This is a genomic window from Arcticibacter sp. (genome assembly GCF_045629565.1).
In the GTDB taxonomy this organism is placed as follows: Bacteria; Bacteroidota; Bacteroidia; order Sphingobacteriales; family Sphingobacteriaceae; genus Arcticibacter.
Genome location: NZ_JAZQRL010000104.1, coordinates 18709 through 41597 on the forward strand (window position 1 = coordinate 18709; position 22889 = coordinate 41597).

Sequence of the window (22889 nt, forward strand, 5' to 3'; positions counted from 1 at the left end):
GTTTCAGTTAGTCTATCAAAAATAGTCAGACAGCGTATCATTTTGCATGGAATTTTCATTTCAAGAGATGGATTATTATACCATTTTGCAGGTACGGAAAAAGAAATCTACTTTTATATGGCTTACAGACGAAGACTGATCTTACATGAACATAGCACAGAAGAAAATTAAAGACGGCTTCGTGGGACAAAAGATGATTGTTTTGCCCCCTAACATCAGGCGTAACATTTTAAATAATGATCTGATCAGCCGTTTCCATGTAGTATCGAGCGGCTTCTTCCCCCATGCAGCCTATCATGACAGGGAAAGGAAAACTGGATGCAGTGAATACATTCTCCTTTACTGTACTGCCGGTACGGGAACCATTTCCATAGCCGACAGAACGATACAGCTGACACCCAATCATTTCGTGATTTTGCCAAAAGATACCCCTCACCATTATAAAAGCTCTCTGATAGATCCATGGACGATCTACTGGCTGCACTTTACCGGGGTGTATGCTGACTACTTGCACCAGAAGTATGCAGAACTTAAGCAGGAACCCGTTTTCCTGGCTTATGATACGAAAAGAATTGAAGACTTCGAGCGGATTTTCAGCATGATAGAGAACAGCTTCGAAGAGCGGAACCTGGAAATCGTCAATATTAAATACCTGAATTTCGTATCCAGTTTGCTGTATGCCCGCGAGATGGATCCTCTAACGCCGGGAGAGGATAAGATCAGCCGTTCTGTTCTGTTTATGAAAAAGAATCCGGGTGCCCTGTATTCGGTTCAGGAGCTGGCCGCTCAGCAAAATCTCTCGGTCACCCATTACTCCAGGCTTTTCAGGGCAAAGACGGGGAGCTCCCCTAACCAGTACTTCATGGAGATAAAGGTGCAATCAGCCTGTCAGTATCTGTATTTTACAGACAAAAGCATTAAAGAGATCTGTCGCGAACTCGGCTTTGGAGACCCCTTTTATTTCTCGAGGGCTTTTAAGAAATTGATGGGTGTTTCTCCAGTTCATTACAGGAATCAACATAAAATGGATTGAAGGGATGCTTTTTTTAAAGCCTTCTTTAACATCCTTTTTCTTAAACCGGTTGACCCTGTTAATGACCAGATAGTTCCGGTTCTGAAAGCCCGCCGGATATTCTGCTTCCATTTATTTAGGAGACGACTGATGTCTGAATCTTCTTCTTACGTTATAATAACGGAGCAGCAGCCTATCATACCATAACCCGAAAAACAACAAGATCACCGGGATGAAAAGCGCGGTTTGTCCGATGATCAGGAACGTGAAACCTCCTATTAATCCTCCTGAGAAAAAGCAGCTGATAATAGCTCCTTTTAAGAAAATGGCTTTATGTAGCTTTTTGCGTTCGGCCACTCCTTTATAAAATAACAACTGGGATAATTCGATACCCAAATCGGTAAATAACCCGGTCAGATGGGTTGTTCTTACTACTGACTTGGATACGGTCGTTACCAGGGCGTTTTGAAGCCCCATGGCAAAAAGCAGGGCGCATGAAAGAAATATCCGACTCATAGACCAATGAGTGAGTCCCAGCAGATCCGAACACGCTACCAGGAGAAGCACCCCTATTTCGACAGCGATAGGAAACATATAGGAAGTGTCGTGTTTAAATTTTAGTGCCAGTTCCATCAGGGTGCTCGAAACAAACGCGCCAAATAAAAAAAACAAGGTATAGACCAGATAAATGCAGGCCATCCTGTAATCTTTGAGGAAAAACTCTTCTGAGAAAAAAGCAAAATGACCTGTTACATTTGTGGTTAATACACCTAGTGAAAGTACGCCGGTGATGTTGACTATACCAGCTACACAGGAAAGAAGGGAAGCCAGTTTTAGATTGTGCAGATAGGTGCGACCTTTACCATTATGCCTGAACATATTGTATTGACTATTTGATCAATCCCACAAACCCTTTCCGAGGGGGATCTGGAACCTTACGCGTACTTGCTGTGCTGAAGTACTTGTCAAGTATAATATTTTATATTCTAATTTCTTAAGGGAAATGACAATAATCCTGCTAACGGGTCCATTACACGAGGCTTCCTAACACTTACACTTCTGTGGATACCGAAACCGGAACGCTGCCTAACGAAAGAGTTTACCTATAATCTGTCCAATTTCCGCAAAATCATCGTGGTTACTGATCGAGCGTCTTTCCGTTTTTTCCGCACTAAGCTCCGAGAAGGGATAGATCAGCAAGTAGTTGTGATCACGTAACTTCCGGTTAAGCAGATAAGGCAATCGGCTCATCTGATGATTGTAAGAAACCATACCTCTCTTAGCCATCAGTGCAATAAATCCATTATCGCTACCAAGTTCCGCTGCCATATCCGAAATATCATTCCAATTGTCTATGGGAGTAAAGGTTGCTTCAATGTTGGCCTTTTTCCGGATTCGTTTTAATATCGTGATAATGTGTTCGGTAGTCCTGAACTCCATGGAGGCACCAGAGCGTTTGGCAATATTCCAGATCCGCAGCAACGCATAGAAAAATCCAGGCTCCTGATCGGCATTCGCTGGAATAAGTACAAGATACTTCTTCACTGTAGCTATAGGTTGGGCAGCATGATATACCAGCGCATTGACGTGAACGTTGGTGAGGTAGCCGTTATAAAGGTTATCAATAAAGGAGCTTGAAAAACCCTTTTCATCCTGGAGGCCGATTACCATATCGGTGATTTTTTGCTCTTTAAGCACATTGGTGATACCTGCTATGACGTCATTATCATACCTGATCAGCGGCATTACTTTCGTGTCGGCCGCCGCGCCTGTATTCACCGCCTTAGATAATATTTTGTCGGCATTCTTAACAGAAGATTCATTTTTATTTTCGTTGATCACATTGAGGGCAAACAATCCGGCTTTATTTGACTCTGACTTCATGAGTAAGCTTAAGTTGATCATGCTTTCTACCGTTTCTTCGTGGTTCAGGGCCAGCAGAATATTCTCATCATCGGGATTGTTATCCGATACGGTTTGCTCATTTTCAGCCTGCGCGATCCTTTGCGCACTGGACATGGAAACGAATGACGAAATGGTGCAGGATACCAGAATCAGCAAAATACTTCCGTTCAGGACGTGTTCATTGAGTAACCGCACCGGTTCACCGGTAGTTGTTTCGGAAATGATGATGTTGTAACCTACCATCACGGATGCCAGTGTAGCTGCGGCAGATGCGGCACTCATACCGAAGATCAGTCGTCCTTCATCGTCGGTAAACCGAAACGTTTTTTGAGTAGCAATGGCAGCCAGGTATTTCCCGCCTATGGAGCAGATCAGCATCACCACCGCGACACTTATCGTTTCCCAACCGATGAAAAATACCTTGAAATCAATTAACATGCCTACGCTGATCAGGAAGAACGGTATAAAAATGGCGTTTCCTACAAACTCAATCCTGTTCATGAGGGACGAAGAATGAGGAATAAGCCGGTTAAGCGCCAGGCCGGCGAAAAAGGCCCCGATTATCGCTTCTACCCCGGCAAGTTCTGCAGCCAGGGCGGCTAGATAGATTACCACCAGCACGAATATGTATTGGGAGATTTTGTCTTCTACATTTTTAAAGAACCATCTGGCCATAATAGGGAACAACACCAGTACAAGCACGCTGAACACGAGCATAGAAACTGAAAGCTGCACCCAGAAACTGGTATCGACTGTACCTTGAGTCATCCCCACGACCACTGCCAGGACCAGTAAGGACAGCACATCCGTAACCATAGTACCTCCTACTGTTACGTTTACAGCGAGATTTTTGGCGATGCCCAGCTTGCTCACCAGGGGATAGGCAATCAGCGTATGAGAAGAAAATAAGCTCGCAAAGAGCACTGAGGTGAGTAGATTAAACTTCAGGATATAAAGGCCTGCAAGCAGTCCCAATATAAAAGGCATCGCAAAGGTATATGCGGAGAAACCCAGGCTTTTCCACTTATTTTTTTTGAAATCTCCCATGTCGATCTCTAGACCGGCCAAAAACATGATGTAAAGTAAACCGGTAGTTCCGGTCACGACGACGCTGCTGTCACGAGATAATAAGTTATAGCCGTTGGGCCCCACTATCGCTCCGGCAATGATTAAGCCAAGCAAATGAGGTACTTTGATTTTGTTCAATAATAAAGGGGCACCAAGTATGATGATGAGCTCCAATAGAAATTTCAGAATCGGATCTTCAATCGGCAGTGTCAGGTGCTGAATGCTGAGTAAAAACATGGCTTAGAGATTAGCGCTTCTCACGAGTTCAACTGAAAACCTGGCTGTGCAATTGTTATTGACAGAGATCGTCTGAGTTCCCTTAATCAAGTCCTTCCCTGAAGGAATGAGCACCACATTGATCTCCACTTTCCGGGTTGCTGCCGAGTCCGATTGGTAGTACATCCTGATTTCTGTACTATCTAGCTGCGCAGAATAGACCCGCAAAAATTTTCCTTTGTTTATGATATTGGTAAAGATATGGGTAGAATCGCTCGCGAATTCCCAGATATCCGATCGCTGATCGCCTACAACGTAGTCGCTGCAATTGGATTCCCTGCATACGGTTTTTCCGTTCCAGTTGCCGGAAATGCTTTCCGGCCATTGCTGTACAAAGACCGTATCGCTCTTTTTTGACATGAGGCTGTCCCTAAGTCGAAGTAATGACTGGTATTCGGCAGCCTTTGCGGCAAATTGCATTTCCCTCTTGATAATAGCCTGCTCCCGGCTTTCCAGCTGTTGCTCCCGTTCCTTATCACCGCATGCGGCGAAACAGGCTGTAATAAGCAATACCAAAAGACTGAGGTTAGTCCTGGCTTTTTTTCTAAAAGAGGTTCGGTACGTCAGCATACAGAGAAATACCTTCAAGCTCCGCAATAAGTTTTAAATTAATTTCCTGCTACATCCATATGACCGCTCTGCAGGCCGTTCCGAATCCTATCCCTTTCCTTTACAATTAGCGTATTCAGCTCTGAAAGGTTGGATTCGATCGGACTGAGATACTCTTGCTTACCATCGTCCGGAATGGCCTTCGGATCACATACTTCCCGGCAACCAGTTTTACTCAAGGAACCGGAATGCCCCCTACCACTTTTGGAAGTACCCAACAAGTTATTACAGCAGACTTTCCATTAAGACAGCGAAATCTTCCGTAAATAGCAATATCGAAAATCTGCCTGACTTCACCCTACTGGGCAGATAGCCAAAATATTTCTTAAAGGCTACGCTAAAGTGTGTGGCATATTTGTAATTCAATTTAGACGCAACCTCGGCAATGCTAATGTCCTCTTCCTCGAGCATCATCCTGGCCTGTTCCATCTTATGCCGGTTAAGGTAATTATATACTGTGCTGCCAAATGCAATTTTGAAATCACGTTTCAAATTGAATTCATTGGTGCCTACTAAATGGGCGAGTGACCTTAATGATAGCTGCCCACCGGCAGAGTTGATCAATATATCTCGCGCAGCGATCATTTTGTCCATTTCCTCCTTTTTCAGGCCGAACGCGCGGGACGTATTCTCAAGCTGCTCTAACTGTGAGATCTGTAAAGCCAGAAGCTCTATTACTTTTGATTCCAGCAGAAGCTGGTCAAAAGTCACATTATCAGATTTCTGGTCGAGCCGATGCAGAATAGCGCTGATCTCTGGCGTTACATGCATATTGGGATTGGCAAGCATGAGCGGTGCCTTACCATCTGATGCTGCATTGAATTTTTGCCAGGCGGGATGATTGTACAGATACCTGTTCAGGAATGCACTGCTTAAAGTAACACAGATGATTTCATCCTGGGCACAACTCATCATCATACGCCAATATCCTGGCGTGAAGCGGCAAAGGTTGTGCTGCTGATCACCGATATTAAGAAGTTTCTCTTTTGAACCCTTCTTCAAAAAGAAGCATTCTCCTTTTAATACAAAGATCATCTGGTAGAGATATTCAGCTGCCGTCTCTGATGGCGATATCTGCATTTCCAACTGTTCCCTCGCTACGATATTTCCTGAATAGCTGATCTCTATTGACTTATGAAAAGCGTATACGTTTTCCGGGGCTGACGTAAATTCTCCCTTTTGCGTTGATTCTTCTCCCGATTGCGTCATATGAGTCTTCTATATTTGCATGAAATTATTCTTATTAAGATCATTTCTAAAGAACACGAATATAGACATACTTATCATATGCACAAAAATCTACTGATCGTTCTTCTATTACTTTTCTATCATGCTGCAAACGGTCAAACAGGATCTGTTTCGGGTAGAGTAACCGATGATCAGGGAAATCCTGTTGACGGTGCCACCGTAACTTTGAAAGAATTAAGCAGATCGACGATCACTGATAACAGCGGGAGATATGAAATAAAGTATGTAAAGCCGGGAGATTACACGCTAATCCTCACTTCTATATTAATTGAAAAGAAAAGCATCAGCCTCCGAATCAGGGATTCTCACACGGTACTGAATGTGAAAGTGAAGGGTAAGGCAGAAAACATGCTGAATCAGGTATCGGTAGAGGTGAAATCGGATAAGAGAATAATCGAGACCTCAGGCTTTGCCGTAAATGTGGTGGAAACCAAGGAGGCGTCGCTACGGAACGTACAGACAAATGAACTGCTGGATCGTACTGTTGGTGTACGCATCCGCCAGAACGGTGGTTTAGGCTCAGCTGTGGAATATAATCTGAACGGTATGTCGGGCAGATCAGTCGGTATTTTTATCGACGGCATTGAGATCTCTACTTATGGTTCTTCGTTTAACCTGAACAACATTCCTCCTTCTATGATTGAGCGGATTGAAGTTTATAAAGGCGTGCTGCCCTCTCACCTTTCGGGTGATTACATGGGAGGCGCCATTAACGTAATATTGAAGAAGGATATCGCTCAAAATAATATTACTGCCTCGGTTTCTTACGGTTCGTTTAACACCTATCAGGCTGATGGTAGCGGCATGTACCGGAATCCGAAAAATGGTTTCACGGCGAAGGCCTCTGGCTTTTACACCTATACCGATAACAGTTATGAGACCTGGGGGAAGTTCTCCAAGTTTATTAGTCCGGATGGGCAGGTGGAACGCTACTACAGGGCGAAACGTTTCAATGATTCTTACAGATCTGCGGGCGGGCGCTTTGAGGCCGGGTTTACGAACGTAAAATGGGCGGATGCTATGCTGCTGGGATATAATGGTTCGGCGACAGAGAATGAAATTCCGCACGGTCAGGTTATGTCAAAACCTTACGTAGGAAGGACCAGTGAGTCTGAGGCACATGTATTCAACCTAACGTATAACAAACGGAATCTCCTTATCGACCGGCTGGACTTGAGTTTTAATGGCGTTTACAGCAACCGCAGCACGTATCTGCAGGATACAGTAGGATATGTATACAACTGGGACGGAAATTACCGTCTGGATTTTTACAATAGGCCGATGTACCGTGAAGGACGTGGCCAGCAGGGTCTTGATGTTATCACGGACATCAGGCGAAAAATTACCACGTTACGTTCAAACCTCAGTTACGAGATTTTTTCCGGGCACAAGCTTTCTGTTAACCATGTATATTATTCGGTTGACCGTGATGATGCAGATCTCCTGAGACCTCAGCAGAACGGCTCGGTAAAGACGGTGAGTGACCTTGCCAAGCATGTTACTGCTTTCAATTATGAAACGCAGGTACTGCAAAACAGACTAAAAACGAACGCCTTTGTAAAGTATTACCAACAGCATTTAGCCCGTATGACGCCCGTTATAACCGTGGTAGGGGGCAACAACGTCGTGAGTACGGAGCGCGCAGATGCGAGGGTCGATGCTACCGGCTATGGGCTCGCTGCATCTTTTACGGCCATCCCACGGCTTGTTTTAATTGGTTCTGCTGAACAGGCGGTGAGAATGCCCGGCGACACCGAGATCATGGGAGATCCTAATGAGAATATACTGTCCAACTTCTCCATCCGTCCGGAGGTGAGCAAGAATTATAATCTGGGGTTCAGGGCCGGAACTTTCGAGTTAAGGAAACACCGGGTATCCATTTCCGGAAACGTCTTCTCCAGGAATGTAAGGGACAGGATTGTACGTCAGGTTAATACTACCCTATCTGATCAGGAGGTGGAGACCTCTCCTTATATGAATTTAGGACTTGCCAAGTCGATCGGATTTGAGGGTGAATTTAGCTACTCTTACAACAACCGGTTACACACCATGTTCTCGCTCTCAAAATTCAATTCCGTATTCAAACAGGGCGATGCTTCGGCAACCGGTCAGCGACTGTCGCAGTATGAAAATAAGCAGCTCCCTAATGAGCCATTCTTTACCATGAACGGAAATGCACAATACAGGCTCGACAACCTGATACAGAAAAAATCCATTCTTCACCTCTTTTACAACTTCGGCTATGTTGCTCCCTTCAGAACAGTATGGCCGGAATCTGAATGGTTTACCACACCTACTCAATTTGCACATGATCTGGGCGTAAACTACAGGTTTCCCGACAGGAAGATCGTGCTTAGTCTGGATGCTAAAAATATCTTTAACGCAGAGATCTATGACAATTTTGGAGTTCAGAAGCCTGGAAGAGCATTCTACGTCAAGTTAAATTATACCATCAACAGCTTTTAAGTTTTAATACATATATCATAATAATCAACTCATGAAAACAGATCTATTCAAGACGATGGTGTTAGGCGCAGTGGTAACGGCCTTTTCATTATCAAGTTGCCAGAAAGACGATAGTAGCGGAGAAAAGATAGAGGATACTGACCGCTGGATCACCCTATCGGGAGCGATGGACGATCCATCCAATCCAACTGTTGCTGATGGTAATGCCGGAACGATGGTGTATAGCCTTTCTGTCGCCGACGCAAAAAATCCTGGTGTAACAGTAAACGTTTTTGACCAGGGTCTGCATGTTAAATCGCAGCGCACGGCCCGTCTGCAAGCTTCCGCTGATGGAAAGTTCCTGTACAACATCCAGTATGTTGGAGAAGACGGAGGAATTTTCAATAAGTTCAGCGTACATGGCGGAAAGGATTTCCGACAAGATCCTGTGGAAGTTGACACGGAGCCTTATGTCAGCGCATCTCCGCGTTGGCTGAAAGCTACTGAAGGTGTTGGCGTAGCGGTGAAAGCAGAAGCAAATCTGGTATACGAAGGCATAAGCCCTAATTTCGTTTTCAAGGAAAGAATAGCAGACGTGGATGTGATCACATTAGATCTGAACAATCCCAAGATTACCAAAATTACCGACTTCAGGTTACCCCTATCGGCCGAAGAAATAGCAGCCGGATACCATGTAAGCCGCATAGATGTTCCGGTGGTTAATAAAGCGGGCAGCAAAGTATTCATTGGCGTTCAGGTATCCAAAACGAACACATCTTCGTTCGAGATAGGTGAAGATGGGATTCCCGTATTTGCAGCAGACAATAAAAGTCCCAAAAGCTGGGCAAGAACCTTAGTGCTCGATTATCCGTCTCTTGCCAACCCTAAACTGCTTACTTCTACCCAAACCAGGGGCAATACTAACGGATATAGAAGTACCATGCAGTATATCGGTTCAGACGGTAACGTGTATCAGGCAACTTCGGGTGAAGGACACGGTAACGGAGGATCTAAGATCCTGAGATTAAGTGCGGCCACAAATGACTATGATAACAACTATGTTTTCAGTCTGGATCAGGCTTTAGGCCAAAGCGATACCTATATTGAAACATGGAAATATGCCAGTGATGGTGTCGGCTTTGTTGTTTACAGCAAATATACCGGAAAAGGCACCGAACGCGCAGGAGGCTATATCGCCCGCATCGACCTGAATGCTAAAACAGCAACCAAATATACTATACCTAATGAGGCTACTCTGGACTTCGGTCAGATCCAGGCTATAGCAACTCATGGCGATGATGTTTTCGTTGCTGTAACGCCTGTCGGACAGGATGGCAACCTCTATATATTTAACAGAAAAACCGGTGAAATGACCGTTGGGGCTAAGTTGGCTAACAAGCCTGGCAACCGTTATATAGGCGTTTATTAATAGCCTCATCAGAAAGATTAGTTCCAAACAGATGTCGGTCGCCGGCATCTGTTTTTTTTTACCCCTACTCAGGGAAATAGATCAGGACTTAAACAGACTCTCTACTAAACGCCTGGAACCAGATTGCAGTCAGTACGCATCTGCAAGATGGAGGGTCATCTCTCGCTGGTATCGATGTCTTCCAATGATGTATGATCAGCTCCGGGGGCGGCCTTTTTCACTACGGTAATTTCGCCATTCAGCTCCATCACTACTGCCTTAACATCCTCTATGCGCTCTATGCGAAACTTTCTGATCTCCGCATAGATCTCTTCGCGGGTAATAACCTCTTTCTTCATCGGTTCTTCAAGAAACTTCCCGTCATAAAACAACAGTGTCGGCGAAGAGTTTATGGCTTTTTCCATAATCGGCGACTCCCTTGCCAGCCATGCCAGGAGATACTGCAAAACAATGATCACAATTAACGCGACAGCGCCTTCAGCGATTGTCACCTTAGCCAAAATCATCGAAGACAAGGTCGAGCCCAGTGTTACCGTCACCACGAAATCGAAGGCGTTTAGCTTGGCGAGCGTTCTTTTCCCCGATATGCGGATAAAAAGGAAAAGAGCGAGGTACGATATGACAGCACAGAATAAAATATGCCATAAACTCTCCCAATCTTTAAACAGTAATTCTTCCATACAGACTTTTAATAATCTACAAAAAGTTCGCTGAAAAGTTTACAGTTTAATTCTTAGAGGTCTTCCCACCATTTTCCAGTGGGAGTTACTCCTGGTACCGTCTTCTGCCCCATCACCGGCGTCAGGATCCTGGTGTTTGTTTTTTCTGCAAGATCAGATACCATTTGGATCGACTCCTTCCAGGGATGCAATGCCAGATCAAATGTTGCCAGGTGAATAGGAAACAAATATTCGGCCTTCACATCTGACATGACTTTTATAACTTCATCAGGAAAGAGGTGTGTATTAGGCCAACCTTTATTCCAGGCATCAATCTCAACAAATGCCACATCAAAAGGACCATACATCGCTCCGATCTCCTTAAAATGCTTACTGTAGCCGGTATCACCGCTCCAGAAAATAGTTTTCTGTTTACCCCTGATCACGTAAGCGGCCCAAAGCGTCTTGTTTCTGTCCTTATTGCTTCTGCCTGAGTAATGAACGCCTGGTGCTGCTGTTATATCTATACTTTCGAACTGATAGGCCTCATGCCACGCCAGTTCGGCTATCTTATCTTCCGGAACTCCCCATCCCTTTAACCTGGCCCCTACTCCTAAGGGAACCACGAATTCCACATCCTTATCTGCGAAATATTTGATGGTGTTTGTTTCCAGATGATCATAATGGTCATGTGTGATCATGAGCACATCGATCTCCGGCAAATCTTCCTTTTTCACGGGCGATTTGCCAAACCGCTCCGTTATTCCGGGTAATGGACCGGCGTTTTCGAATACCGGATCAATCAGAAGGCGCTTGCCATCTAATTCGATCAGAGCGGTAGAATGCCCGAACCAATAAAATGCAAAATCTGCCGGAACCTCCGAAAAATCGGATCTGCTGAGTTGTATTTTAGGAAGCCCGGTTTGAGGAGCATTCGGTGACTTCTTAAAAAACCTCATAAATCCGGGGTCGCCACCTGTTGTCTTCTCTTTTGAATAAACTAGCTTTTCAGGACTCACGAACTCATCAAGGCCGGAATCGTAATAAGAGATCTTTGCATATTTCGCCCTGCTTTCCTCTTGAGAATATCTATCACCTATCTGGTCGTAAACGTACCATGCAGTGGCCACCAGTAAAACTAATACGATCAGGGAAACCATCCCCAACACCCTTTTCCATCTCCAATTCATCGTAATCTTGTATCATTTCAAGGTTATCTGCTTAACCGATAGCCGGGTAGCGCTGCAACCCGGTTCATAGATGCTGGTATTTGCCATTTTACCTTACTGATCTTTAAAACGCTGTCATCCGTTTTAAACAGGAAATAAATATAAAATAAAGCCATAGAAAGCATACGTAACATTTATGCTTGACAGGCTCCCCATGAAAATTGTTGGAAATAAACGCTAAAAGCACCTAACAGCCTGGAAAACGTTCTAAATGCTGGCAGAAACAAAACCATGCGCTTGCACTTCTCAATTCGCCGTTATTTTATTCAAATACTTTCGTTTATAATCAAACGGCGTCATCCCCGTGACCCGCTTGAAATGACGGTAGAAATTAGACACGTTGTTAAACCCGCAATCAGAACAAATCTGTTCAGTTGGCGCCTTATCTTCAACCAGCGCACGACAGGCATGGCTGATCCGTATCTCTATCAAGAAATGGTAGTAGGTCTTTCGCGTCATGAGCTTGAAATACCTGCAGAAAGAGGTAACGCTCAGATTACTTACCGAAGCGATCTCACTCAGTGTGAGATCTTTTCGATAATTAGCCAGGGTGTAGTTATAAATTTTGTTCAGCTTGATATTATCTGCTTCGCTCGACCGATAAAAGACTCCCGAGCCAGACGAGATGCTGACAAACTCTTCACTTTCTGCCATTGTATGTAAAATCGATAAAAAGGTAATGATCCTTTCAAGTCCCGAGACATCCAATATCTGGTGCATCAGCCTGGCAAGTTTTTCGCCTGTAGCCCCCGTGAAACTCAGACCGCTTCTAGCCTTTTCGAAGAGCTTGCTCAGCTGGTGGGCATCCGGAAGACCCAGAAACTGCGAACCCAGGCAGTCTGGCAAGAAGTGCATCACAATAACCTCTATCTCGAGATCGGGATTATTCTGATGGTACTCTTCCTTGCAGCGAAACGTATGAGGAAGATTCTCGCCCAGCAACACGATCTCTCCGGGAGAAAAATTTCGAATGGTATTACCGATAAAACTTAGCCCTTCTCCCTTAATGACATAATGAAGTTCGAGTTCAGGATGATAATGCCAGATACCAACAAAATGAGGCTTCTTGTCGTGACGAATGTTGTACGAGCTCTCTAACTGTAAGGAAACTTTGTGGAATAAGGGTTTCATAGGCTGTAAACATCCGGCAGCAGACTATTTACGTAGTTTTCGATATGAGTATAGCCATTTTCGGCGTTCTTTCCGGCGTCCGTCGGATCACCAGGGTTCAAGCCCTTCTTCTTTTCCCAGGCATCCGGTATCCCGTCTTTGTCAGAATCTTTCGGAAGCTTCCCGGTCTCCAGCTCCGGCCAGCCGCCCGCCTGCTCCACACGGTCTATCAGGCCGTTCTTCCCGGTTGTATATTTCCCTGTCCGTATCTGATCAATGATCCGCCTTTCCTGGCTGTCGCGGCCAGGATAGTACCCCGCATATTTGAGTACCAGATCATAGGCTTCCCGCGCTCCTTGAGTGGTAACCGCAGCTACTTCAAAGGGTTCTTTACGACGGTTCTTTTCCGCATTCGTCCCTTCTTCGAAGTCGACACCACCGGCCCAGTTATTTTCTGATATCTCAGGATACCCTTCCACGAAGTTTCCATCAACATGCCACATACCCGAAAATCCTTGCTTTTCAGCATTATCGATGCGGGCGATCCGCCTTTTTACGTCTTCCTGGGTTGCCGGACCGGGTTTAAAATAATTATTAACCAGGTTAATGGACAAAGGCTTACCGTCACAAGAACGGTGTTCCCAGTTCGAGATAACACAATTGCGAAAATCCAGCAGCACGGTGGGAGCCTGGTTATTGCCTGCAATACTCGGGTTCCTCGCAGCACCATTAGCGATGAGATTATGGTGAAATGAAGATTTATACCCTCCGATAGACGCAGAATAACCATGAGCCCCTTTCTCATGAATGGAACGATTTAAAGGCTCACTCATCATACACCATTGAAAGGTGATCATTCTGGCGCCATGCCAGGTGTTCATCCCCTCGTCTGTTGACCAGCTAAACACACAGTGGTCGACTATCACGTTTTCAGAATTGTCAATGTTAATGGCATCTATCTCACTTCCTATTAATCCTGACTCGGTACCTGGTCTTACCCTGATGCCGCGAATAATGATATCATGCGTATTAAGGACCTTTAGCGGGAATCGCTTTAAACAAATACCCCCGCCAGGTGCGGTTTGTCCTGCAATAGTCAGGTAAGGCGAGCTGATTTCAACTTTAGACTTCAGATCTATCGTTCCTGAAACTTCAAAAACCACGATCCTCGGCTTCTGATTCATAACTGCTTCCCTGAAGCTCCCCGGTCCGCTATCATTCAGATTGGTAACGCGCAGAACCGCTCCGCCTCTTCCACCTTTGGAATGTCTGCCCCATCCTTCTGCTCCCGGAAAGGCAGGCAATTGCGCCTTGACGTGGCATATCATGCCAGCCAGGGCAATCGTGAATAAAATGAACTTTCTCATGACTAATGTATATGCGTTACGCAGATAGCGGGGACGACCTCACTGGTCCGCCCCCGCTAAACTAAAAGCAATCAGAATAATTATTTTCTAGTACCCATTATTTCCGAATTCATCCGCATTATTAATTTGATTCAGGAAGTTAAACGGAATAGGACGATTATAGTGCTTGGCTGGCGTGAAATTCGCAGCAGCAGTTCGGTTATGAGCCGACAGTCGGGTTTCAAAAGCTTTGTTACGCTTCAATAGCGCCCACCGGTTAAACTCACCGCACAGCTCCCGTGCGTACTCATCGAAAACATCATTCATGGTAGCCGATGTCAGCATCATTCCTGTTGCTGCATTGAAATCCGAAGGATTTCTGCAGGCACGTTTACGCAACTCATTCAGATAACCAGCTGCCGCTGCTCCATTGCCATTAGCGTGTAGCGTAGCCTCAGCAGCGATCAGATAAATTTCCGCCATACGTATGATCATGATATTACCGAGCTTTTGCTGAAAATTTGAACCTAACCACGCACCATCAAAGTTGTGGTTAAACTTCATCATCGCCGGAAACAGGTTGGCAAGGCTCGACGGCGTGAACCCGTTATTCGAGGTTACCGCTTTGTAAGTGCTTCCTGAAGGGTCTGAAGAGTCAAACAAATCATCGATGTTCACCGTAACATACCTGCGGGCTTTCTTGTCTTCTGAGCTAAGCCTGTCTTTGCTCAGGTACGCGAAAAACCGGTCTTCGTCTGCTGCCAGTGGATAAGGGTGTACATTGGCATTGGCTACTGTCTGCAGGTCGGAGGTCTCACCGTTATAAGCACCTTTTTGCCATATCATCGGAATGTACTGCCAGGTCGCATTCTGAGACGCGTTACGTGCATTGACGTCGGCGTACGGATAGATCTTCTCTCCTATATGGATAGGATCAATACCGTATTTGGCACATATGGCTGCTGTAAGCGTAACTGTAGCCGCACTATAAGCCACGTTTGCAGGAGCCGGTACAGAGGTTCCCAAACTAGCCCTTGCCTGCTCGCCCGAATAATTCGCGAATGCAGTGGCAAATGTATTTTCCCAGCGTTTATCATATCTGGCGTCAAAGCAATCAATCAGATATTTTGTAGGCGCGAAAAACTGTTGATTTAAACGTCCGTAATAAGCGTTGGAAGTATTCGAGTTTACGCCTCTTTTGAAAATATCAGCGGTACTGAAAGCATCATCAAATTTGGGATAAAAGTGAAGGTAAAGGTTAGGTCTTGTGTTACCCGTAAACACATCATATGACGGGTTGTAAGGATCAACTCCATAAGCGGAGAACAATGCTTCAGCATTATTCCGGTTGTTGGCTGAAGCAAAAACCTGGGAAAAATCCGGATACATGGTAGCATTATACTGACCCTGGTTATTGATCAGATCATCTGCAACTTCTTTAGCGCGTTGCCAGTAAGTTTTTCCGTTCTCACTCAGGCCTTCTCCTCCACCCTGCGCATAAACACGGGCAAGAAGTCCGAGCGCAGCTTTCTTAGTCGCACGCTGCGCATTATTTTCAAAAGGCTGTACAGGCAGGTCCTGAGCGGCAGCTGTTAAATCAGTTACAATCTGCGTATAGATCTCAGGAACGGTGCTACGCTGGGGCGTCAGGCTTTTTTCCGGATCATCTGTCAATACCAATGGAACGTTACCGAATTGGGTCACCAGCACTGAATAGTAATAAGCTCTCAGGAACCGGGCTTCTGCTACCAGTACTTTGATATCATTGGCGTCTCCGTCTGTTAGCTGGCCCGCTAGTTCGATTGTTTTATTGCAATCATTGATAGAGCCATAAGCAAAATCCCATACATTCCTGACCACTCCGGAGCTGTTGGTGAATTCTTCGTAAGCCAGGATATCTTTAAACTGGTTGTGATTATTATACGGGAAGGTCCACAGATCGGTCCCCGCTTCTGAAACCAGTCCGTACGGCATCCCGATAAGGGAACCCCAGAGCCCGGTATAGCAGTTTGATTGATATGCTTTCCAACCGTTAAAATCCCTCAGTACATTCTCTTCTGATAAGGAGGTGGGATTGTACTCGTCCAGCTTGCATGATGGCACAGCTAGTGCAATCATCAAACCAACTCCACATTTATATAATACGCTTTTTATATTTTGAGTCTTCATGTGTATAATCTTTAAGGCCTGAATTAAAATGTAACGTTTAATCCGAATACAACCTGTTTGGTTAACGGATAATCCAGTTCACCATTCATCTCAGGGTCATAGTTCTTCAACAGAGGGCTTTTCGCAAGAACCAACGGGTTGGTGATCGTGCCATAAAAACGCACTCTCTGCATAGAAATTTTCTGTAAAATATTAGTCGGCAATGTATAACCAAGGGTAATATTCTTGATCTTGAAAAACGATCCGTCTACGTAGTTCAGACCTGAGAAACCTGTCATCGTTGAAGGAGAGGCCTGGTAATTCATTACAGGAAAATCATTCGATGGATTTTCAGGTGTCCAGTAGTTAAAATGGGTAGGGAATGTTCTGGAAGGACTCGCATTGGTGGCGAATGCATTCGGCTGATACCATCCCATCATATTATAAGAAATCGTTTGACCAAATCTGAAGTAAGTATAAATACCCAGATCAATACCCTTGAATTTGAATTGATTTTGCAAACCGAGCGACCAATCCGGATTGTTATGTCCTACTATCTGGTAGTCATTGGCGCTGTAGTTATATCTTGCATTCGCCGCAGTCAGCTCCGGATTATATTTCCGGGCCTCGGCAAGATCGTTATAGTAGTACATCTGCGTACCGTTTACGGCTTGCTTCGTATATACACCTGGTGCAACCCGTTCCATTCCCGGAACGTTTACTTTTATATCGCCCGGACGTTTACCAAACACTGCTGCATCTACCTCTTCGCCGATCTGCCATACGCCGTCCAGCTTATAATTACGGAAAGAATTTACGGCTTCGCCCAGTGTGAGGGAATAGTCTCCGTTTATAATATTGTTCGCTGTTCCGCCTGTTAATTTCAGAATTTTGTCACTATTGCGTGAGAAAGCTGCTGATGTGGTCCACTCGAAGTTTTTGCTCACGATATTACGGGTGTTCAGCGTAAGCTCAAGACCTTTATTTCTCGTTTCTGCAATATTAATATTGGTCTGATAGAATACGCCTGGTCTATAAGATCCATAAATGACGGGCGATGTAACGCTGTAAATTACGCCGTCGGTGTTGGTAACATAATAATCCAATGCCACGTCGATACGGTTCTTGAAGAAGGCAGCATCCAAACCAAAGTTCAGGTTTTTAGATTTCTCCCACCCCAGGTTGGGATTGGTGAGAAACTGTGACTTACGGAATATAGGCTGTGTTACGCCGCCCAACGACATATTGTTGCTTTCCATGATGGAAACAGAGCTATAAGGCGGAATTTTAGCTGTTCCTGCAATACCCCAGCTTGCGCGAAATTTCAAATTGTCCAGCCAGTCTTTTGTGCCGGCCATGAAATTTTCATCAGAGATTCTCCAGCCTGCTGATAATGCCGGAAAGGTATCCCATTGGTTGTCCGTATATAATACCGATGATCCGTCACGACGTATAGAAGCAGAAAAGAGATATTTACCCAGATAAGAGTAGTTAACACGCGCCATTAAGCCCAGGGTCTTCGACATCTCATACGCGGTAGTCGCTGTGGTATTCTGGTCACCGCTAAACTTGTACCATTTGAAGTTGTTGGACGCTACGTTATTCTGGACCATTCCGGTATTCGTTTTCTGATTGTCGATCCAGGAGGTCACACCGGTAAACGTAAAGTCATGATCTTTGGCTACCTTGAAATTGTAGGTCAGAATATTTTCCCATTGTAGCTCTTGTACCCGGTTTTGCGTAATCTGCGCTTTCGCGATACCTGCGTTGACATAGGTATAGTTCACAGAACCGACACCATCAAAACGGTAGGTATTCAGATAGTTCATATGCACACCGGCCCGGGTCAAAAAGGTAAGCCCCTTCACCGGTCTTAGCTCAATATAAGGATTTAAGAAAATCTTCGAATTGTTATCCACGTTTCCATATACGCCTGGCTGATAGTCCAGAAGAAGGTTATAGACGTTGTTTCCCAGATCAGGATTCAGCGTTCCATCCTCTCTGTAAGGTCTTACCAACGGGTCGGTAACCAGGGCATTCTCCAATTTGTCCTGAGCTTTATCTCTGTCTACGTACGAAGCCTGCAGGTTACCTCCGATAGAGATCCAATCCTTTATTTTATGGTCGATACGCATACTGGTCGAATACAGCTTATACTGGTCTCCGTTGTACTGGCCTTTCTCGTCGGAATGATTGAAGGAAAGATATCCTTTAGTCCGGTCAGTTCCTCCTGATACACCCAGACTATAGTTCTGCGTACCGGCATTATCCCGCAGGAATTCATCTGCCCAATCTACAAAACGGCCTTGCTTGAAGGTCTCGTACCTCGCGGTGCCGAAGATTGCTTCATCATCTGCAGGCGATTGCCACAGGGCTCCTGTAGTGGTCCACTGATTAGCAGTTGCGTCATATACGTATTTATAAGCATCACGCTTAGCCTGTAAGTAATCGTCTCCTTTGCGAACTTCCGGAGTCACAGAGAAGCCATTATAGCCGTAATACGAGTTGAAGTCAACGCTTATTTTACCGGCTTTTCCGCCTTTTGTTGTTATAATAATAACACCATTGGCACCTGCTGAACCATAAACGGCGGTCGAAGAGGCATCTTTCAACACTTCTATGGATTCAATATCGTATGGATTTAAGGTTTCATAGTCACCCGGAAGACCGTTGATAATGAACAATGGATTGCCGCTGGCTGTAAATGAGCGGGTACCACGGAGTTGCAGGTTAAGAGGCGCCCCTGGCTGTCCCGATGGCCGGGTAATATCCAGACCGGCTACTCTTCCCTGTAGCGATTCCATCGGGTTCGGGCCTGGACGCGCTGTAATTTCCTCCGCTTTTACGGACGAAACCGACCCGGTAAGATCACGTCTCTTCACAGTACCGTACCCTACTACCACTACTTCGTTCAATGTTCGGTCAGTCGGCTCCAGTGTAATATTCAGGGTAGTCGCCTCATTGGCGATTTTAACTTCCTTATCGCCAAATCCTATGAAGCTGACGACGAGTATATCCCCTTTTTGGGCGTTGATGGTAAAAGAACCGTTCGCACCCGTAATGACTGTTGCCGAGGCGCCTTTTATTCTGACAGTTGCTCCCGGGAGCGGTTCGTTTTGCTCATCGCGCACTACCCCTTTGATCGGAACGGCAGCAACCGCCCGTATTTCGCTTTTGTCTGATTCTACTACTAGGTTTTTAGCTACTATTGGTAAAGGCCCGGCTACTAAAAAGACGGATAACACCTTGGTTATCAGTCGTAGGCTCATGGGCCGCATATTGCGGGTTCTTGTAAATGTTGAATCCATAAATTTTGCTTATTACTGGTTAATAAAAAGATTTGCCTTAATCGATTATTGAAGCTTTTGAAATCATTCAGTCGGCTAGACGCGGATTGTTTGATAGCACTCATACGAACCCTCCGCAAGGATAACATACTCGCTTCCGCAGATTGATTTAAAGCAATAAGAAAGAAGGATGGGTAAAGACTGTTTCATATTATATGTTGTTGGTTTCTTAGTTAATTAGCTAGCTGGGCCCGGGGCTCATACTATGTTTAAATGGTTATCAGAGGAATGAAAACGTTTTCATTTTCACCCGAACAATTTCTCAATCGCTCCCTTTCTACAAAAACAAATCGGTTCTATTTGGATTAGATAACTAAGATACTAACTAATTTTTCAGATTATCACCACGAATATTTCCTACTTCTTACCAATTTTCTATGAGAAGTTATCATAAACGAACGTTTTTTCATGTAAGCGAACTTTCTCCGAAGCGGACTTCGGAAAGCGTCATGCAAAAAGCAAAAAAATCTTCGGCGCAGTAAGTCGGAAATGTAAGCGGTTGCCAGGTAATGCCGGAGCTGACCGATCTGGAACTTGCCGCTAAGAAAGCGGCTCGGGCCGCGGCGCACTTCCCGAAGGTTTGAACCGATCATCCGGCAACGGAATAAACTCCTTATCGTCGTTTGGAGGAAGGATGATCCTCCCCTGCTTCCAGTCTTCTTTTGCCTGTTCGATACGTTCCTTTCTGGAAGAAACAAAATTCCACCATATAAACCGTTCACCTAGTGGCTCTCCACCAAGAAGCATCAGTGTAGTATCCTCTTTGGCCAGGATCAAGGGATCAACCCCCTTACTGAACACCAGCATTTTTCCGGATGTATACGTCACTCCGGATATTTCAATGCTTCCCTTCACGATGTAGAACCCTCTTTCTGCATGCTCCAGAGGAAGTCCGAAAGCAGCCCCTTTTTGCAGTACTACGTGGAGATAAAACAACGGAGAATGGGTTTTGACATCGTTTTTCAGCCCATAGGCATTCCCTGCTATAAGTCGCATCCAAATACCCTTGTCAGTGTATACCGGAAGTTCCTGGGGAGTATAGTTATTAAACGATGGCGCCGCTTCTTCGTCGCGTTCAGGCAAAGCAACCCAAGTCTGGATCATTTCAAGCCCCCCAGCAAGTGAAGAAGGATCTTCGAACCTTTCTGAATGTGATATGCCGCTCCCGGCCGTCATCCAGTTAACTTCTCCCGGCCGAATAATCTGTTCTACACCTAAGCTGTCCCTGTGCGTCACCTGCCCACCGAATAAATAACTGACGGTTGAAAGGCCTATATGAGGGTGCGGAAGCACGTCGAGCGTTGAAGGTTGCTGCGGTATCGCTGAAATCGGTCCCGCGTGATCCATAAAAATAAACGGACCTATCATTCTTTTCAGACGAAACGGAAGAATACGTTTCACTTTTACGGCGGGACTAAGGATTGCACTTCTGGATTCTATTACGATATCTAGCATAAGATTGCTTTTTGTCTGTGGCGGCTATATAACGTTTGAGCATGCCCCGCCGTTGTAACGAATCTAAAGAAAAAGTATCGCATCTATGCAGGCCATCATACGATGGGTGAATAAAGTTTATGAAAGCATAGGGTTTGGCTTAAAAAGTCTTTTATATGAAGGTGAATATCGTCAGTCAAAAGTCAGTCATAAGTCCGACTTTTGACTGTTATAGTCGGACTTATCACGGGACGAACGCGCGTTATTGTGGGCTTCATAGAAACCTATTCTCCTATCATACCTCTGTCTTATACTTAATTTACCTTACAAAAATCGGACAGTCAAACGGATCTGTATTACAACGATTAAAGGTTGCACGGATATATCTTTACACTAGAAATAAATCATATAGATTACTTTGACTTGATTTGGTTGTCTGAAAATTGCGGTAGAGGCAAAACAGCCATGTAAAGATTTTACCCGGGAGGTGCTGGAGGCATGCATCGTCCCATTCGGACATTCTACATGGATCAGCACCCGCTTCGAAAAACAGGCCATTTTACCAGACAGACTTAAGCGATTTCATATCAATCACAAAACGATATTTCACATCCCCTTTTAGCAATCGTTCATAAGCCTCGTTGATCTGGTTGATATCAATCATCTCAATGTCGGAAGTGATATGATGTTTTCCGCAAAAATCAAGCATTTCCTGAGTTTCGGCGATTCCGCCGATCATGGAACCTGCGAAGCTCCTGCGGGCGGGAATCAGACTGAACGCAGATACAGGTAAGGGAAGTTCGGGAGCACCTACCAGGGCGAGCGAACCATCTACTCTTAGCAAAGCAAGGTAGGCGTTGATATCATGCTGCGCTGATACTGCGTCGAGAACGAAATGCAGTTTGCCGTGGTAGGCTGCCATCTGTCCGGCATCTTTGGATAGTACGACTTCGTCGGCACCGAGACGTTTCGCTTCCATGAACTTGGATTCGGACGTAGTAAAAGCCACCACATGAGCACCCATCGCTTTAGCAATTTTAATACCCATGTGACCCAGACCACCAATGCCAACAATCCCCACCTTCATCCCAGGGCCAACTTTCCAGTGCCTCAAAGGCGAATAGGTAGTTATGCCGGCACATAATAATGGTGCGGTCGCGGCTAAGTCGAGATTTTCTGGTATTCGAAGCACGAAGCTTTCATCAACCACGATACGCTCTGAGTAGCCACCGTAAGTTTGCGTACCGAGGTGCTTATCAGGAGAGTTGTATGTTTGGGTTGCGCCTGGCTCGCAGTATTGCTCCAGGCCTTCTTTGCAATACTGGCACTCCCGGCAGGAGTCTACCAAGCAGCCTACACCAACCAGATCACCCACTTTGAACTTGCTGACATGATTACCCAGACTGACTACCTTACCTACAATTTCGTGCCCGGGAACACATGGATACACGGTTGAGTGCCATTCATTCCGCACTGTATGCAGATCGGAATGACATACTCCGCAATACGAAATTTCAATTTCAACATCATGAGGTGTGGTTGTCCTGCGATTGATGGTCAGTTGGTTCAGAGGCGCTTCGGCTGATTCCGTGCCGTACGCTTTTACTTCTGGCTTGTTCATAAG

The 22889-nt window shown here is 45.3% G+C and carries 16 protein-coding genes; 3 read left to right on the forward strand and 13 right to left on the reverse strand.

What is annotated here, in order from left to right; all coding sequences use genetic code 11:
- Positions 1-145 precede the first annotated feature (145 nt).
- The gene (locus ACKI5J_RS13870) at positions 146-1033 is read left to right on the forward strand and encodes a helix-turn-helix domain-containing protein (protein WP_407430082.1); all 888 of its coding nucleotides are present in this window, start codon (positions 146-148) and stop codon (positions 1031-1033) included.
- Between the two features lie 111 nt (positions 1034-1144).
- Here the strand turns inward: ACKI5J_RS13870 and ACKI5J_RS13875 are convergent, their stop codons facing one another.
- The 5 genes from ACKI5J_RS13875 to ACKI5J_RS13895 form a co-directional block, all read right to left on the reverse strand.
- A complete protein-coding gene (locus ACKI5J_RS13875) occupies positions 1145-1891 on the reverse strand; it encodes a YoaK family protein (RefSeq protein WP_407430083.1) in 747 nt (248 codons plus the stop codon).
- Between the two features lie 207 nt (positions 1892-2098).
- Complete coding sequence (locus ACKI5J_RS13880) at positions 2099-4222, reverse strand: cation:proton antiporter (protein WP_407430084.1); 2124 nt, start codon at positions 4220-4222, stop codon at positions 2099-2101.
- Between the two features lie 3 nt (positions 4223-4225).
- Positions 4226-4831 carry a hypothetical protein gene (locus ACKI5J_RS13885; protein ID WP_407430085.1) on the reverse strand — a complete coding sequence of 202 codons (606 nt, stop codon included), beginning with the start codon at positions 4829-4831 and terminating at the stop codon, positions 4226-4228.
- 38 nt (positions 4832-4869) lie between these two features.
- Positions 4870-5049, reverse strand: coding sequence for a hypothetical protein (locus ACKI5J_RS13890; protein ID WP_407430086.1), 180 nt, complete (start codon positions 5047-5049; stop codon positions 4870-4872).
- 46 nt (positions 5050-5095) lie between these two features.
- Positions 5096-6079, reverse strand: coding sequence for a helix-turn-helix domain-containing protein (locus tag ACKI5J_RS13895; RefSeq protein ID WP_407430087.1), 984 nt, complete (start codon positions 6077-6079; stop codon positions 5096-5098).
- 78 nt (positions 6080-6157) lie between these two features.
- Between ACKI5J_RS13895 and ACKI5J_RS13900 the strand changes: the two genes are divergently transcribed.
- Both ACKI5J_RS13900 and ACKI5J_RS13905 read left to right on the forward strand, forming a co-directional pair.
- Positions 6158-8584 carry a TonB-dependent receptor gene (locus tag ACKI5J_RS13900; RefSeq protein ID WP_407430088.1) on the forward strand — a complete coding sequence of 809 codons (2427 nt, stop codon included), beginning with the start codon at positions 6158-6160 and terminating at the stop codon, positions 8582-8584.
- 31 nt (positions 8585-8615) lie between these two features.
- On the forward strand, positions 8616-9992 hold the full coding sequence (locus ACKI5J_RS13905; RefSeq protein ID WP_407430089.1) for a hypothetical protein: 1377 nt from the start codon (positions 8616-8618) through the stop codon (positions 9990-9992).
- A 155-nt stretch (positions 9993-10147) separates the two neighbouring features.
- Here the strand turns inward: ACKI5J_RS13905 and ACKI5J_RS13910 are convergent, their stop codons facing one another.
- From ACKI5J_RS13910 to ACKI5J_RS13945, 8 genes are all read right to left on the reverse strand, one after another.
- On the reverse strand, positions 10148-10672 hold the full coding sequence (locus ACKI5J_RS13910; protein ID WP_407430090.1) for a DUF421 domain-containing protein: 525 nt from the start codon (positions 10670-10672) through the stop codon (positions 10148-10150).
- A gap of 53 nt (positions 10673-10725) precedes the next feature.
- Positions 10726-11841, reverse strand: coding sequence for an MBL fold metallo-hydrolase (locus ACKI5J_RS13915; RefSeq protein WP_407430091.1), 1116 nt, complete (start codon positions 11839-11841; stop codon positions 10726-10728).
- Between the two features lie 285 nt (positions 11842-12126).
- Positions 12127-13011 carry an AraC family transcriptional regulator gene (locus tag ACKI5J_RS13920; protein WP_407430092.1) on the reverse strand — a complete coding sequence of 295 codons (885 nt, stop codon included), beginning with the start codon at positions 13009-13011 and terminating at the stop codon, positions 12127-12129.
- Positions 13008-14357, reverse strand: a complete 1350-nt coding sequence (locus ACKI5J_RS13925) for a polysaccharide lyase family 1 protein (protein WP_407430093.1) — start codon at positions 14355-14357, stop codon at positions 13008-13010. The genes ACKI5J_RS13920 and ACKI5J_RS13925 overlap by 4 nt, the downstream gene beginning before the upstream one ends.
- Before the next feature lie 87 nt (positions 14358-14444).
- A complete protein-coding gene (locus ACKI5J_RS13930) occupies positions 14445-16505 on the reverse strand; it encodes a RagB/SusD family nutrient uptake outer membrane protein (protein ID WP_407430094.1) in 2061 nt (686 codons plus the stop codon).
- Positions 16506-16528: 23 nt separating this feature from the next.
- Positions 16529-19792 (reverse strand): SusC/RagA family TonB-linked outer membrane protein, encoded by a 3264-nt coding sequence (locus tag ACKI5J_RS13935; RefSeq protein WP_407430095.1) that lies wholly within the window; start codon positions 19790-19792, stop codon positions 16529-16531.
- A gap of 579 nt (positions 19793-20371) precedes the next feature.
- A complete protein-coding gene (locus tag ACKI5J_RS13940; protein WP_407430096.1) occupies positions 20372-21286 on the reverse strand; it encodes a pirin family protein in 915 nt (304 codons plus the stop codon).
- A 538-nt stretch (positions 21287-21824) separates the two neighbouring features.
- Positions 21825-22886, reverse strand: a complete 1062-nt coding sequence (locus ACKI5J_RS13945; RefSeq protein WP_407430097.1) for an NAD(P)-dependent alcohol dehydrogenase — start codon at positions 22884-22886, stop codon at positions 21825-21827.
- Positions 22887-22889: the final 3 nt, after the last annotated feature.

Bases quoted from the DNA above. Each gene is read 5' to 3' on its own strand.
- ACKI5J_RS13870 (WP_407430082.1), top strand. From the start codon at position 146: ATGAACATAGCACAGAAGAAAATTAAAGACGGCTTCGTGGGACAAAAG.
- ACKI5J_RS13875 (WP_407430083.1), bottom strand. From the start codon at position 1,891: ATGTTCAGGCATAATGGTAAAGGTCGCACCTATCTGCACAATCTAAAA.
- ACKI5J_RS13880 (WP_407430084.1), bottom strand. From the start codon at position 4,222: ATGTTTTTACTCAGCATTCAGCACCTGACACTGCCGATTGAAGATCCG.
- ACKI5J_RS13885 (WP_407430085.1), bottom strand. From the start codon at position 4,831: ATGCTGACGTACCGAACCTCTTTTAGAAAAAAAGCCAGGACTAACCTC.
- ACKI5J_RS13895 (WP_407430087.1), bottom strand. From the start codon at position 6,079: ATGACGCAATCGGGAGAAGAATCAACGCAAAAGGGAGAATTTACGTCA.
- ACKI5J_RS13900 (WP_407430088.1), top strand. From the start codon at position 6,158: ATGCACAAAAATCTACTGATCGTTCTTCTATTACTTTTCTATCATGCT.
- ACKI5J_RS13905 (WP_407430089.1), top strand. From the start codon at position 8,616: ATGAAAACAGATCTATTCAAGACGATGGTGTTAGGCGCAGTGGTAACG.
- ACKI5J_RS13910 (WP_407430090.1), bottom strand. From the start codon at position 10,672: ATGGAAGAATTACTGTTTAAAGATTGGGAGAGTTTATGGCATATTTTA.
- ACKI5J_RS13915 (WP_407430091.1), bottom strand. From the start codon at position 11,841: ATGAATTGGAGATGGAAAAGGGTGTTGGGGATGGTTTCCCTGATCGTA.
- ACKI5J_RS13920 (WP_407430092.1), bottom strand. From the start codon at position 13,011: ATGAAACCCTTATTCCACAAAGTTTCCTTACAGTTAGAGAGCTCGTAC.
- ACKI5J_RS13925 (WP_407430093.1), bottom strand. From the start codon at position 14,357: ATGAGAAAGTTCATTTTATTCACGATTGCCCTGGCTGGCATGATATGC.
- ACKI5J_RS13930 (WP_407430094.1), bottom strand. From the start codon at position 16,505: ATGAAGACTCAAAATATAAAAAGCGTATTATATAAATGTGGAGTTGGT.
- ACKI5J_RS13935 (WP_407430095.1), bottom strand. From the start codon at position 19,792: ATGGATTCAACATTTACAAGAACCCGCAATATGCGGCCCATGAGCCTA.
- ACKI5J_RS13940 (WP_407430096.1), bottom strand. From the start codon at position 21,286: ATGCTAGATATCGTAATAGAATCCAGAAGTGCAATCCTTAGTCCCGCC.
- ACKI5J_RS13945 (WP_407430097.1), bottom strand. From the start codon at position 22,886: ATGAACAAGCCAGAAGTAAAAGCGTACGGCACGGAATCAGCCGAAGCG.